The following is a 14315-nucleotide window of genomic DNA, read 5'->3' as shown; positions in this document are numbered from 1 at the left end:
AATTATAATTAACTCTTCTGTCTTCTCAGATAAGCTATTGTTTCTAGCTCTTTTGAGAACACAAATTTATTCCTTTGCAAAAAATCTAATGTCTTAAGTATATCTTTAAATCCAGAGAGAACCCAAGCCTGAATACTATAATCAAAGACAGTTTTTGCTTTTAAATACCTACTAACACCAGCTCGACACTCTTGCGTAAGAAAATCTGTAGCAGGGAATTTAATAACAATAATCCCTCTCTTATCATACACAGCCACCTTGGCATATCCGCCAAGACTTGATAACTGTTCTCTGACTCCTTTAAAGTCTTCCCAAGCTAGCAGCATCTTCTCAGTAGCTTCTTTCTCCATATATTTCATAGACTTAGAGTTATAGCTCTGTTTCAAACTATATGACTCTTCTTTTAGCTCATTATATTTTCCTAACAACTCTTTGTAACGCCTGTCTAAAGTAAGGTTTGCTATTTCTAAACTATCATTTTTATTTGAGATTTCGACTTGTTTTTGTTTTATCTTATTTATGCTTTTTGATATTTCTTTATCAATATACTGCTTTATATTACTACGTAAGCTATAAGCAAGCTTATCCTCTTTAATACCTGATTCTTTGAGAGTAGATTTGATAGCTTCTAGCAACTCATCCTTAACAACAGTAGTTACTGTCAGCTCCTGCTCTAATTCTCCAGTTGCAATAGCCTGCTTTCTATCATTTTTGTATAAAGTAACCTTCTCAACTAAATCAATAATAGAAACACCTTCACCAATAAGCTTTCTGACTTTATTGACCGTGATTTCTTCATTCTGCGAACGCAAAAGTTCACATTTTTGATTTACGAGCTTTTGAGTTACTTGTTTTGACATTTTAAATACAACCTACACAATATTGAAATTTCATTTATTCACATGCACATTGCGGCAAACAGTTGTTAAGTCAATGTGTCAACGGCTTCAATTGTTTGAATCAATTTACAATTAACAAGTTTTGAAGACGTCATTGGCTTTCACTGCGCGTAAGCTAAGTGCCAGCATTTTTGCCTACTTTTTGTGCAATGCAAAAAGTAAGGCGCATTAGCCTAACCACTTGTAAAGTGGGTAGGTGGCGAAAAACTCTTTTAAAAATTCTTCTCTTCCTCTCTTAATGTTAAAACCTCACAACCATCCTTTGTAACTAAGATTGTATGCTCCCACTGAGCCGAAAGAGATCTATCTTTTGTTACAGCCGTCCAACCATCTTTTAAAACAGATACAGCTCTTTTACCAACATTTATCATCGGCTCAATTGTAAAAATCATACCTTCTTCAAACTTAGCACCTGTTCCAGACTTACCATGATGCATTACATGTGGTGGCTCATGAAAGCTTGCGCCTATTCCATGACCGCAAAAAGCATCAACTATAGAATAACCAAATTTTTTAGCATGCTTTTCTATTACAGCGCCGATATCGCCAAAATGATTACCAGGCTTAACAACTTCTATACCTTTCCAAAGACATTCGTGAGTAACTTCAACTAATTTTTTAGCCATATCAGAAGGTTCGCCAATCATAAACATTTTACTAGTGTCACCATGAAACCCATCTTTTTTAACAGTAATATCTATATTTAAAATATCACCATTTTTTAATTTCTTATCAGCAGGAATTCCATGACAAACTACGTGATTTATAGATGTACAGATGGATTTAGGAAAACCGTGATAATTCAACGGTGCAGGATAAGCATCTTGTTCTTTAACTATATAGTCATGACATATTTGATCCAACTCAGCGGTAGTTATTCCTTCTTTCACATAAGGAGTTATCATCTCCAAAACTTCTGCTGCTAATTTACCAGCGACTCGCATCTTAGCTATTTCTTCTGGGGTCTTAATTATTATTTCACTCATATATCACACAACTACTTTCTTCAAAAAATTTAGGTATATATTATAAACTATCAGCTAGTGAATATATAGATACAGTCAAATGATGATAAAATTAATTTTATAACTGAATAGATATAAAAAAACATGAAAATCAAACAAGCACAAGATACAGTTGCTGAACTCTTCAAAGATATCACCCACCCTAGACTTGCTAGTTTCATAGCTTTAACTGAAGAAGTTGGTGAATTAGCTAACGAGATTATGCAAAAAGAAATTTATGAAGAAACTAGTAGTAATGATAAAATAAGCTCTGAACTTACTGACGTATTTGTAAGTTTATTAGAATTAGCCAATATCTATAATATAGATTTAGAAATAGAATTTGATAAAAAAATCAAAAACTTAGAACCCCGAGTCAAGCAATGGTCTAGTGCTAAAGATCTTCTTCAATCAAAAAGAACTAAGCTTGACTAATAGTGCTTCAAATATACTTGGTGAGTTTTAAATATTTTCTTCTAAATTGTATCTTTTAGCGCTGTTTTATACTACAATCTATCACGTAAGGAATGAGGAAATTATTTATTAGCAGTAAGTTTTTCATATTATTTAATTTCAGTTTTTGTTTAATCCCTTAAATTGTTATTTCATAAGTCCATACGATATAAAATAGCATTGAATATGCTAGAACTAACTAACAAATAACTAAAGAGAATAAAAATGGATAATAAATCACAAGGTACAGTAAAGTTTTTCAATGACCAAAAAGGATTCGGTTTCATCACTCCTGAGAATGGTGGTAAAGATGTATTTGTACATATTTCAAAACTTAATGGTGAAACACTTGCTGAAGGTCAACAAGTTACTTTTGAAACTCAAGAAGGTAGAAAAGGCCCTGAAGCTATAAATATTGAGGTACTATAATGCCAAGTATTAGAGTAGACGAACGCAAACCATTTGATATAAGCCTAAGAAACTTCAAACGTGCTTGCGAAAAAGCTGGTATCAAGCAAGAGCTTAGAGATAGACAGCACTACGTAAAGCCAACTGAGAAGAGAAAAATAGCAAAACGTCAAGCTGTTAAAAGAGCTAGAATTGCTCAAAGAAGAGCTTACATCTAATTATTTCTTAATTCTTCCCAATCTATTTTATTTAATACAAAAACTACTCTTTCGCGAGAGGTATCATTCTCATAAAGCTTAGCTCCTAACTTTGTTACTGCTTTTTGAGAACGAATATTTTTATACCAAACATCAAAAAGTACATTTTCGATAAAATTAAATGCATAATCTAACATTAGTTTTTTAACTTTTTTATTAAGCTCTGTACCCCAACATTGCTTAGCATAAAACGTATAACCTACTTTTATTGATTTTTTAATATAGTCATACTCATAATATCTAGTAGAACCTACTAATTTGTCATTATAAAAAATTAAATAGCAATTTTGAGGGTTTTTTAAACCATCATCAAAATATTTTTTAAACCCATCCACTTGACTACGTGATTTATCATTGTGCTGAGCCCATATTTCAGGATCTTTAGCTATATTGTATAACCTATCAAAATCTCTACTAGTCATTATTTGAAGTTTAATATTTTCAGATGATAAAGATTTATTGAAATCCATAATGAATACCTTTTTATGAAACAATTTAGGAAAAGCTATCAGAATTTATAGCTCACACTATTCTACAGTAACAGACTTAGCTAGATTTCGAGGCTGATCTACATCTGTACCTTTGATTATAGCTACATGATAAGATAAAAGCTGAAGTGGTATTGTAAATACTATTGGTGCACTAAAATCATGTCCACCATCTAATTCCAAGACGATACTATTATCAAAGCTAACTTTATCTTTTATTATCTTATCTACAAAAAGAATTAGCTTTCCACCTCTAGCGTGAACTTCTTGAAGATTAGAAAGAGTTTTGTCCAATAAATCATCATTAGGTACCATAGCAACTATTGGCATATGTTTATCTACTAATGCTAGCGGTCCATGTTTTAGCTCACCTGAGGGGTAAGCTTCAGCATGAATATAAGATATTTCTTTAAGTTTTAAAGCGCCCTCTACTGCTATCGGGTAATACAATCCTCTTCCTAAAAATATTGTATGCTCCTTATCAGAGAAGTATTCACTTATCTCGTCTATCTCAGGATCTAATTTCAGTGCACCCATAACCAATGCGCGGATGTTATTAAGCTCTTTAGTATATTTTATTATTTCATCGTCTGACAAACTTCTCTTCAATTTAGACATTACAAGTGTAAATATTGCCAATGCTACTAACTGTGTTGTAAATGCCTTTGTTGATGCTACACCAATCTCAACACCTGCTTTTGTCATAAAAGCAATGTCAGACTCTCGGACTAAAGAGCTATTTGGTACATTACAAATACACATACTACCAATGTAGTTTTGCTTTTTACTCTTTCTTAGAGACTCTAAAGTATCCGCAGTTTCTCCAGATTGTGAGATACTGACAAATAATGAACCATCGACGACTATATTATCTCTGTATCTAATCTCACTGGCTATCTCAACATTACATGGGATTTTTGCATACTTTTCTATCCAATATTTTGCCGTCATTCCAGCATTATAACTAGTGCCACATGCAACTATACTTATATGTTTAGTTTTTTCAAATAGCTCTTGAGCCTTTCTATCAAAATTATCCAAACTAATCTCACCATCATTTAATGATGCCATAATAGTATTTGATATAGCTTCTGGTTGCTCATATATTTCTTTAAGCATATAATGCTTATAACCATCTTTAGTCGCACTTGAAGATGAGTAGTTATATTCTTCAACTTCTAAATTTTTAGGTATTCCTTTACTATCAAAGACTTTAACATCCAGTTTAGATATAATAGCTATATCGCCCTCATCAAGATAAGAGAATCTATTAGTAACTGGTAATAGCGATAACGTATCAGATGAAATAAAATTCTCATCAATACCCACTCCTATAACTAGAGGAGAGCCTGAGCGAACAGCAACGATCTTATCAGTAAATTTTTGTGAAATTATTGCTAAGGCATATGCCCCTTTTAAAAGCTTAGTTATAATCTTGATATTATCAATAATAGATTTAGAATCATCCCATTCTCTATCTAATAGATGCGCTACAACTTCTGTATCAGTGTCTGATTTAAAGTGATAACCCTCATCAATTAATGACTTTTTTAATTCAGCAAAATTCTCAATTACACCATTATGAACTATGCAAAATTTCTCCGAAGCATGTGGATGAGAGTTTTCTTTTGAAGGTTTACCATGAGTTGCCCATCTAGTATGAGCAATACCAATATCTCCTTTAAAATTTGATAAGCTATGGACTGCTTTCTCTAACTCAATAACCTTACCTACTTCTTTACATATATCTATCTGATTATGATCATCTATGACTGCCAAGCCAGCAGAATCATAGCCACGGTACTCAAGTTTTTTCAAACCTTCAATCAAAATATTTGTAATATTTCTTGTAGAGTTGGCACCTACTATCCCACACATAATATATACCCTTATCTTTTTATTTTAACTTACTTCTTAACAGGTCTCTGCCACGTATCAATATGACGTTGTCTTGCTCTTGAAATAGCAAGGTTATCTGCTGGAACATCACTAACTATGGTTGAGCCCGCACCTATCGTTGCACCAGGACCAATATTAACTGGAGCAATTAACTGTGAATCAGATCCTATAAAGGCATAATCTCCTACTGTTGTTTTATGCTTATTAACCCCATCATAATTACAAGTTATTACACCTGCTCCAATATTACAATTAGCTCCGATTTCACTATCACCCAAATATGTCAAATGAGAAGCTTTAGAACCCTTACCCAACACTGTTTTTTTCGCTTCAACAAAATTACCAATAACTGCACCTTCTTTGACATCACATTCTGGTCTAACTCTAGCGAAAGGCCCAACAATAGCTCCTTCACGAATAATAGATCCATCAACCATACTATTAGCCTTTATTTTAACATTATCTTCTATAGTACAATTTTTTAGAATACAGTTTGCTCCAACTACAACATTATTACCTAGTTTAACATGTCCTTTAATTATCACATTAATATCCAACCAACAATCTTTGCCAACCTCAAGTTTACCGCGTACATCTATCCTACTAGGATCAGCAACACTTACTCCTTTTGACATAATTATTTCAGCAATATGTTTCTGCCACTGTCTTTCAAGTTGTGCAAGTTGGACTCTATCATTAACACCTTGTATTTCAAATTCTTCAACAGGATGAGTTACTGTTATAGAAATGTTATCTTCTCTCGCCATTGCTACTATATCAGTAAGATAATATTCACCTTGTGCATTCGCATTTCCTAGATTAGGAAGCCAGTCATCAAGATGATTTCTAGCAACACAATACATTCCCGTATTTATTTCTTTAATTTGGCGCTGACCATCTGTAGCATCTTTTTCTTCAACTATATTACTTACTGCTCCAAACTTATCTCTTACAATGCGCCCAAGACCAGTAGGGTTATCGACAATCGCAGTCAATACAGCTAAATCATCACTTGCTGATTTAATCAAATTAGCAAGTACATCAGTAGAAATCAAAGGCACATCTCCATATAGAATTAGAACCTTATCTTCCTTAATATATGGCAAAGCCTGCAAAACAGCATGACCTGTTCCTAACTGCTCCTTTTGCTCAACAAACGTAACTTTTTTATCTGCCAAATCAGTCTCAACCATTTCCTTAAGATGTCCTGTCACGACAATAATATTTTCTGGACTAAGGGGTTCAACACGACTCAACACATGCCTAATCAATGTTTTACCAGCGAGTGTCTGGAGAACCTTGGGTTTATTTGAATTCATTCTCGAACCCTTCCCAGCAGCTAAAATAACGACAGCCAAACTCATTCTAAGACTCCTTAAGTTTTTTAAAATATTTTTCCAAGATAAGATTAATAATCTGATAATGATCTTCTAACATCTTATCATATATCTTTCTGTTAATTGAATCAAAATCTAACCATTTAACATCTTTAGCATCATCTGCCGCATTAATGCTAGGTAGATCCGTCCATTCCTCAAATATAAAAACTCCTACATGACTTATTGTTCTGCCTCGAACAGAGCGATCAGGATAGTCAAAAACTTTCTCACATCTTTTTGCTAAAGATAATTGTTCAATACTAAAATCTATATTTGTTTCCTCAAACAATTCTCTAATTATAGCTTGAGATATAGTTTCTTCACATTCTAAGAACCCACCAGGCAACGCCCACAACCCTTTACCAGGAAAACCTTTTCTTTGTACCAGAAGGATATGTTTATTAACAATAACAAGAGCATCTACAGTAACTAAATTTGGTTTATACGGTGCATTTCTCCATGAATATTTATAATCTAAAACATACTTATTTTCAGCAATTAATTCTTGATATCTTTTACTCTGCATAAAAGCATTTAATAACTTAAATGTTCCTTGATTTGGTGTTAGACTACACATATACTCATCAAGAATTTCGCCTTTATAAAAATATTCTCTAAACTCTGTAGCATTATAGTTTTTATAATTATCTACTGATATATATCCCCACTCTGGAAAACTCTTAATATAATAGCTAGAGTCGTCTTTAATATGTCCAACTATAGCTATAGTTTCATCTGACTTAGCATGCTTATAGACATTTTGGCGCAAAGACTCTTCCCACTTTTGCTCTTGATAGAAATAATCTGCCAGCGGCTCAATTTCAACTAAATTTAAATCAATATCCACTACTTTTAAATCCTCTATAATCATTTGCTTTCTAAACTCAAATGAAAATGGATTCTTTATATTTGGAGCATTAAATGAGCTACCTACATTTATGATAATCCTCTTACTATGCTTCAATGCTACTTGTATATTATGCAAATGACCTTTATGAAAAGGCTGAAACCTTCCAATAAAAACTGAAATATCATACATAACTGCCACCTATATATTTAGCTCTTGGGCTTGAGTCTGGCTATCATAGACACTATCATCAGATGGCGCGGTAATCTTAGTATAATCTTTCATCTGATTTTGAATCTGATCAGTTTCATCTTGCTGTATAGATTTATCAATAGTTCTATCATAAGAACCAAAACCAAACTTACTTTTTTTAGTAGAGCCTAGAAGTCCACCCAAACTTGACTGTCCCTTACTAGAATTAGCATCTGATACTGCCATTTCTGCTTCTGCTTGTTTTGCAATTTGTAAGTTATTATCACTTTTTAATTCTGTATTATTCAATTCTTTACGAATATCGCTTAACAATCTTACACCTTCTGAAATATGGTCAGGCGCTTGAGTTTGTCCATCACCTGTAAAGACAGCATTTATCTTAACTAAGCTTGAGAGTTCATCAATTTTGCGTGCTTTAATAACAAAAATTATATTTTTTTGACTATCTTTAACTGTTATCAAATGTCCTGATAATACCTCATCTTTCTCAGAAGTTATTGTGTAAATACTAGGAAGGCCTTTAAAGTAATCATCCAAAAGATTAATAGTTATAGATAAAGGCTCTCTAAACACAAGTTTCAATGAGCCTGAATCATCATAAACAACACTTATAGAAACTTTAGATATTTGATCACTAATGATTTTAGCCATATCAAATTTGACAGTGTAATTCGGAGGCAACATTTGTTGATAGGCCTTTGGAACTTGTGATCTAGGATACTTATCATCTCCATCGGGCAATTTAAGTGCCGGTTTAATTTTTTCACCATTTAAACCAGTAGGAATTATTAATGAAGGTTCTTCTTTAACTTGAACTTTTGCATATTCATATTTTCTGTTTCTAAATATATCCCAGCTAAAGCTTTCATTAGAAAGACTCTCAGCCGAGAAATCATTATCCACATCATTAGTCGCACAGTTTTGCAATAACAAACCAAGACTCGCTAAAATGAGTATTTGGAAATTTTTCTTCATCTGCAAATATTAATAACTAGCTAATTAAATTAACTAAACATTATAGCACAGTGCTATACTAATAATAATAAAAGCTTCAACTGTAAAAAATCAATGAAAGATAAACTTTTTATATCTCTACAACATATTATTCCTCAATCCTTAATATCAAGATTAATTAGCAAACTCGCAGACTCAAAAAATAAACCTCTAAAAAATTACTTAATAAATTTAGCTATCAAAAAATTTAAAATAGATATAAGTGAAGCTAAAGAAAGTGATATTAGCAAATATTCTTCTTTCAATAGCTTTTTCATAAGGGAGTTAAAAGACGGATTAAGACCTATATCCTCAGATAAAAAGGTCATATCATCGCCCGCAGACGGTGTTCTGAGCGAATTTGGAGATATCACTAATGGTAATTTAATCCAAGCCAAGGGAAAAACTTTTACACTACAAGCATTGATAGCAGATAGTTCAACAACTGATTTCACAAAATTTGCAACGATCTATCTATCTCCAAAAGATTACCATAGAGTCCATATGCCTATTGATGGTAAACTAACAAAAATGGTTTATATCCCTGGTAAGCTTTTTTCAGTAAATCAGATCACTGCTCAAAATGTTGATAATCTATTTGCAAGAAATGAAAGATTAGTTTGTTACTTTAACACCGAAATTGGTGAAGTTGCTGTAATTTTCGTCGGTGCTTTACTTGTTGCTGGTATTGAAACAGTTTGGCACGGCAAAGTAGCTCCAAGCTACTATAAAGATATACAAATTTGGGACTACAATAATGACAGATTTAATATAGAGTTCAAAAAAGGTGATACTCTTGGCTGGTTTAACTTTGGCTCAACTGTCATTGTGCTGATGCCAAATGAGAACATATCATTCAGTCAGAGTCAAAATAATATAAACGTATCAGTTAATCAAGATTTAGCTTTAATTGCCGAATAGAGATTCATATTTATCCAACAACGACTAAAGATATTAGTCTTGTTAATTCTATTTGACTTGCACTCATTCACATACGCTATTTCTTTACTTTGTCCAAAACGACCATCATCAAACCGAAATCTAGCTGGCAACTTAATATCAAATCTTTTTGCCCATTTTCTAATTGTCACGTGTTTAAAACCTAATACTTTTTCAGCTTCTTGATAACTCAAACCATCTCTTTGACATTTCAACAAAACTTCCTTCGCTGAACAGTTAAATCTATTTTTTACAATTTGCTCAAAATTTCCTGTATATTGATTTGCCATATAACGAGTCTCCTAATAATAAAATGAAACACAAATCGACCCCACAACTTGGCATATTACCTAGATTATTGCTGTTTAAAAACCTTTTATACAGCAAATTTAGAAGTTTAATTTTATTAATAAAATCATGTAACTTATAAGACACTTCTTTTTAAAGAACTTTTAATAAAGCAGATCCAAAAGTATTCAACCTTTAACATTTAAAGTATTTATAAATCTAACCCAAAGGAATAAATCCAAGTAAATAAGTACTTTGCATACACGCATTCCTATCCATATACTTATTGCCATTAGCATCTAATTTAGTTGGACACTCATTCTTAACAACGCAAGACATTAAAATCATTGAAAGCGCTGCGATAACTGTTATTCTAAGAATATTTTTTCTCATAATAATTCCCTACCCTATTGTTGAGACTGTTTATCTGCAGGTATAGGTTCATATGTAGATACACATGATACTAATACACAAGATACCAAAAGTACAGTTACTAATTTTTTCATACAAACTCTCCTTATAAATTTAATAAAATCTAATTAAACACAATATTAATCAGATTACACTTAAATTTATACCATACTAAATACTAAATATTAAGGGTTTATATACAGCATTTTATATTTTTTTATCAATTTGACTGTTTGACTTTATATTTACATATCAAATAACTATAATTTCAAAATCAAAATTCTCAAAATATCTCAAATGGATCTTAACCATATTTTAATAACAATTTTAATGGCTTCAATTCCACTAATATTTGCAATAACAATTCATGAAGCCGCACATGGGTTTATTGCAAAATATAGAGGCGATGATACTGCATATAAATTAGGAAGAGTAACATTGAATCCAGTATCGCACATAGATCCAATAGGGACAATCATAGTACCTGGATTAATGCTAATAGCATCTTTTGCTTCAGGATTTCCTTTTATATTTGGTTGGGCTAAGCCAGTACCTATAAATTATAACAATCTCAAAAATCCAAAGATTGATATCGCTATAGTTGCAATTGCAGGTCCATTAGCTAACTTCTTAATGGCAATAATATGGACGATAGTAGCAAAATATGTAACTCTACATCCTTATATTCAAGGAATGGCTTTTTATGGCATAATGATCAATGTTATATTAATGGTTTTAAATCTTTTACCAATACCTCCCCTTGATGGCAGCAAAGTTCTGACCTCTTTTTTACCTAAAGATATAGCCTATAAATACAATAATTTGCAAAAGTATGGTTTTTATATTTTATTAGCGCTAATATTAATTCCAATTAATGGTTCAAATCTATTATTTTTTATTATGAAACCATTTATAAACATAATAATAAATATTATTCAAGCAATTGTATTCTAATTAAATATTTGTATTTTTAATGTTTTATAAATTAGATCTTAAACTAAATCACACAAAACTTTGAACAAAATTTGGTTTAATTATACTAGTTTAGTAAAATACTGCTTAAGGTATATGTTATTTAAATGCGAATGCTTAACAGTAAACTTTTAAAAATATTTTTGTTATTACTAATATCGCTAAGTTATTATAAAAATATATTTGGGTATGGTAGTACCCCTCCTCAAACACCTACAATTGTAAAAACCTCTGCATTTATAACTGATATCCAAAGTTTAGATGAAGTTAACGAACAATTACAAATTGATGTCATATTTAGATTCAAATGGAATGACCCAAGATTAAAGTTTGACAAAAATGAAGAAAAAACTTCATACAAATTATATCAAGGAGATTTTCAATATGATGAAATTTTTGAAGGATGGAGACCACAAATATCTATAATTAATGAAGTTGGATCTCCTCAAATAAAAGCCAGACAAATAAAAATTTATCCTAATGGAGATATTATATATACTGAACAACGCACATTACATCTTGAAACACCTATGCAACTTGAGAAATTCCCATTTGATAAACAAACCTTAAAAGCATACATAATTCCTTTTGGATATAACTCAAGCGAAGTAAAACTAGTAGTCGAACCAAACCATAAATTTACAGTACAAGACTATGTGAGAGACCATCCAAATGTAAATATAGCAGAATGGCACCTTACTAATTTCAATCTGACAGATACAGAGCAAAAAAAATATTATTATGGAAAACCAGAAAAAATATCAACTCTAGAATTCAGCATTTCACTAGAAAGGAAACCTATCAACATTCTTCTAAAAGTATTAATACCATTGACACTATTGGTATTGGCAATGTGGGCAGTATTCTGGATGGATACAAAAGCATTATCGGATAGATTAAATATTGCATTTATAGGAATCCTTTCTGTTATTGCATATCAGTTTTTAATTGAGGGCGAAATGCCAGATATTGACTATCTAACATTCACAGACGGTTTCTTACTACTATCATTTACTATACTATTCTCAACAGTCTTAGAGAGTCTAATCGTATATTGGCTAATAAAATTAGATAAGCAGAATTTTGCCAAGAAACTAGATATATTTTCAAGATTTGCATTTCCAATTACCTATATTGGTCTAATATTCTTTCTTCATCTTGTCTACTTACATTAAATACTCAAAGGAACAACATCATAATATAGTAACCCTACTATGATATATTATATAGAGTGAATAAAGTTTTAAAATCATATTAACAACTTTAATCTTGAGTATGTAACTATACGCGATCAGTAATCCAAAACTCAACTCTCCAAAATCAAGATTCAATTACCCAATATCTTAAGGAAAAGGTCAGTAACTTTCGAGCCTTTCATTAATTAAATCCATAGCTTGCTTACACTTGTCAAGAGTCAGCTATTCTAATTCGCAGCATATTATATAAATATTTTCGTATTTATTCGTATTGCTGCTGTACTTATACCATTAATATATAAAGATCCTAGCCAAATAATTTTTCTATAATGTTTGATCTAAGATCACATTGTAAATACACATTTCTTTGAGGTATCTTAATAAAAAACCTTAGTTATTAAATTCGGATACTCATTACTATTAATATTTGGCCTAATCATCACCTCTCCATTATTTAATTTCTTATATTGATTTGTTTCTCTATCAAACAACAAACTACCACTGTACTGCTTTGTTGATATATGTAGAACAAAATATCTTTTGCTATTAGGTAAAAAGATAATCTCACTAGAAATTCCTTTCAAAGCACCACTACCTACAATATTAGAATAGTCCCCCCAACTAATTACTAAAATATTTTGATTATTTTTAATATCTAATATTTTTGTCAACTTATCTTCATAATCATATTTTATTTGTACCGGTAATGTTTTAAAAATATAACGATTATAAGTATACATATAATCATAATTGTAAAACGGTTTGTAAACTTTATCAGTTGAAGAAGAGTATCCTGATCTAGCAATAAAATCACCATCAAAAATAAAATACTTACTATTACTTACAAAATCACTGTTAGACGTATAGCATCTATAATAATCATGATTCACTACATCAGTACAAATAACATCTCCATTATTAACTATAGCAAATTTATAAGTATTATCTAATGAGTAAATAATTTTTTTAATTTTTTGTTGCTTTATATCATATTGATACATAGAACCAAATAGCATTAATGAATTAGAATCTTTCTTTGTCTTTAAAAAATAAAAAGTTTTTGAATCTGGAGCCCATTGCAGAAATTCATTTAATATAACATTACTATCAACCTGTAGAACTTCTTTTATAGAATTGTTAACCATATCTATTACATAAAGAACATTATTAGCACCTAATGCCATCTTTTTTCCATCTGGAGAAACAAAAGCACTATAAACAAACCTACTTTTGTTCTTATCCTTAACTATAATTAATAAAGTTTTTGAACTAGTATTAAATGAATTTCCATACTTTAATTCACCACCTATTAAATAGAAAAACTCTTCTTTTATATACTCATCAAAATTAGTAGGTTTAAACCCGTTAACATCATAGCTACTCACTATCTCTGCCTTATTTGTATAACCAATTACTTTACTAATGCAATAAACTATTGCCATAATAATTAGTACAAAGATAATAATAGATAAGATATAACTTTTAGTCTTATTCATTTTCTTATATATTAAAAACTTTAAATCTAACAATTAGATTATAAACAAATGAAATTAGATTTAACATCCCTAAAAAATTTATAGTGTTCCACAAACGCAAAAAGCCCCATATTTCTATGAGGCTTCTAGAATGCTTATCACGATAAGTCTTTAATGTAATAAGATGGCGATTA

At 31.0% G+C, this 14315-nt stretch carries 16 protein-coding genes; 6 read left to right on the top strand and 10 right to left on the bottom strand.

Translation table 11 applies throughout. The annotated features are described in order from the left end of the window. Nucleotides 1-8: 8 nt before the first annotated feature. Nucleotides 9-860 (bottom strand): hypothetical protein, encoded by an 852-nt coding sequence (locus tag ACKTR7_RS07550; protein WP_407877734.1) that lies wholly within the window; start codon nt 858-860, stop codon nt 9-11. A gap of 251 nt (nt 861-1111) precedes the next feature. Continuing rightward, nucleotides 1112-1885: a type I methionyl aminopeptidase gene (gene map, locus ACKTR7_RS07545; protein ID WP_407877733.1), complete on the bottom strand. Its 774-nt coding sequence runs from the start codon at nt 1883-1885 to the stop codon at nt 1112-1114. Nucleotides 1886-2008: 123 nt separating this feature from the next. Between map and ACKTR7_RS07540 the strand changes: the two genes are divergently transcribed. The 3 genes from ACKTR7_RS07540 (at nt 2009) to rpsU (ending at nt 2982) form a co-directional block, all read left to right on the top strand. Next, nucleotides 2009-2338 carry a MazG nucleotide pyrophosphohydrolase domain-containing protein gene (locus tag ACKTR7_RS07540; protein ID WP_407877732.1) on the top strand — a complete coding sequence of 110 codons (330 nt, stop codon included), beginning with the start codon at nt 2009-2011 and terminating at the stop codon, nt 2336-2338. 243 nt (nt 2339-2581) lie between these two features. Beyond that, the gene (locus ACKTR7_RS07535) at nt 2582-2785 is read left to right on the top strand and encodes a cold-shock protein (protein ID WP_004286368.1); all 204 of its coding nucleotides are present in this window, start codon (nt 2582-2584) and stop codon (nt 2783-2785) included. Beyond that, nucleotides 2785-2982, top strand: a complete 198-nt coding sequence (rpsU, locus tag ACKTR7_RS07530) for a 30S ribosomal protein S21 (RefSeq protein ID WP_004286370.1) — start codon at nt 2785-2787, stop codon at nt 2980-2982. The genes ACKTR7_RS07535 and rpsU overlap by 1 nt, the downstream gene beginning before the upstream one ends. Here rpsU and ACKTR7_RS07525 read toward each other — a convergent pair. Genes ACKTR7_RS07525 through ACKTR7_RS07505 form a run of 5 tightly spaced genes read right to left on the bottom strand, consistent with a single transcriptional unit; the run spans nt 2979 to nt 8822 of the window. Beyond that, nucleotides 2979-3491: a GNAT family N-acetyltransferase gene (locus tag ACKTR7_RS07525; protein ID WP_407877731.1), complete on the bottom strand. Its 513-nt coding sequence runs from the start codon at nt 3489-3491 to the stop codon at nt 2979-2981. The genes rpsU and ACKTR7_RS07525 overlap by 4 nt on opposite strands. A gap of 57 nt (nt 3492-3548) precedes the next feature. Beyond that, nucleotides 3549-5387: a glutamine--fructose-6-phosphate transaminase (isomerizing) gene (gene glmS / locus ACKTR7_RS07520; RefSeq protein ID WP_407877730.1), complete on the bottom strand. Its 1839-nt coding sequence runs from the start codon at nt 5385-5387 to the stop codon at nt 3549-3551. 29 nt (nt 5388-5416) lie between these two features. After that, a complete protein-coding gene (glmU, locus tag ACKTR7_RS07515) occupies nt 5417-6772 on the bottom strand; it encodes a bifunctional UDP-N-acetylglucosamine diphosphorylase/glucosamine-1-phosphate N-acetyltransferase GlmU (protein ID WP_407877729.1) in 1356 nt (451 codons plus the stop codon). Between the two features lies 1 nt (nt 6773). Next, nucleotides 6774-7826: a bifunctional nicotinamide-nucleotide adenylyltransferase/Nudix hydroxylase gene (locus tag ACKTR7_RS07510; RefSeq protein WP_407877728.1), complete on the bottom strand. Its 1053-nt coding sequence runs from the start codon at nt 7824-7826 to the stop codon at nt 6774-6776. A gap of 9 nt (nt 7827-7835) precedes the next feature. Continuing rightward, the gene (locus ACKTR7_RS07505) at nt 7836-8822 is read right to left on the bottom strand and encodes a hypothetical protein (protein WP_369845137.1); all 987 of its coding nucleotides are present in this window, start codon (nt 8820-8822) and stop codon (nt 7836-7838) included. A 93-nt stretch (nt 8823-8915) separates the two neighbouring features. Between ACKTR7_RS07505 and asd the strand changes: the two genes are divergently transcribed. Then, nucleotides 8916-9761, top strand: coding sequence for an archaetidylserine decarboxylase (gene asd, locus ACKTR7_RS07500; RefSeq protein WP_407877727.1), 846 nt, complete (start codon nt 8916-8918; stop codon nt 9759-9761). Here the strand turns inward: asd and fevR are convergent. Further along, on the bottom strand, nt 9734-10069 hold the full coding sequence (gene fevR, locus ACKTR7_RS07495) for a transcriptional regulator FevR (RefSeq protein ID WP_407877726.1): 336 nt from the start codon (nt 10067-10069) through the stop codon (nt 9734-9736). The genes asd and fevR overlap by 28 nt on opposite strands. A 217-nt stretch (nt 10070-10286) precedes the next feature. After that, complete coding sequence (locus tag ACKTR7_RS07490; RefSeq protein WP_407877725.1) at nt 10287-10460, bottom strand: hypothetical protein; 174 nt, start codon at nt 10458-10460, stop codon at nt 10287-10289. 315 nt (nt 10461-10775) lie between these two features. Here ACKTR7_RS07490 and ACKTR7_RS07485 point away from each other — a divergent pair, with 315 nt between their 5' ends. Then, nucleotides 10776-11432 (top strand): site-2 protease family protein, encoded by a 657-nt coding sequence (locus tag ACKTR7_RS07485; protein ID WP_407877724.1) that lies wholly within the window; start codon nt 10776-10778, stop codon nt 11430-11432. Nucleotides 11433-11563: 131 nt separating this feature from the next. Then, nucleotides 11564-12625 carry a ligand-gated ion channel gene (locus ACKTR7_RS07480; protein WP_407877864.1) on the top strand — a complete coding sequence of 354 codons (1062 nt, stop codon included), beginning with the start codon at nt 11564-11566 and terminating at the stop codon, nt 12623-12625. Nucleotides 12626-13023: 398 nt separating this feature from the next. Here ACKTR7_RS07480 and ACKTR7_RS07475 read toward each other — a convergent pair whose 3' ends face one another. Then, complete coding sequence (locus ACKTR7_RS07475) at nt 13024-14142, bottom strand: hypothetical protein (RefSeq protein WP_407877723.1); 1119 nt, start codon at nt 14140-14142, stop codon at nt 13024-13026. Nucleotides 14143-14315: the final 173 nt, after the last annotated feature.

This window comes from Francisella sciaenopsi (assembly GCF_045862875.1).
Lineage (GTDB): Bacteria > Pseudomonadota > Gammaproteobacteria > Francisellales > Francisellaceae > Francisella > Francisella sciaenopsi.
Note: the sequence above shows the minus strand (reverse complement) of the source record. Positions and strands in the feature narration are given on the sequence as shown.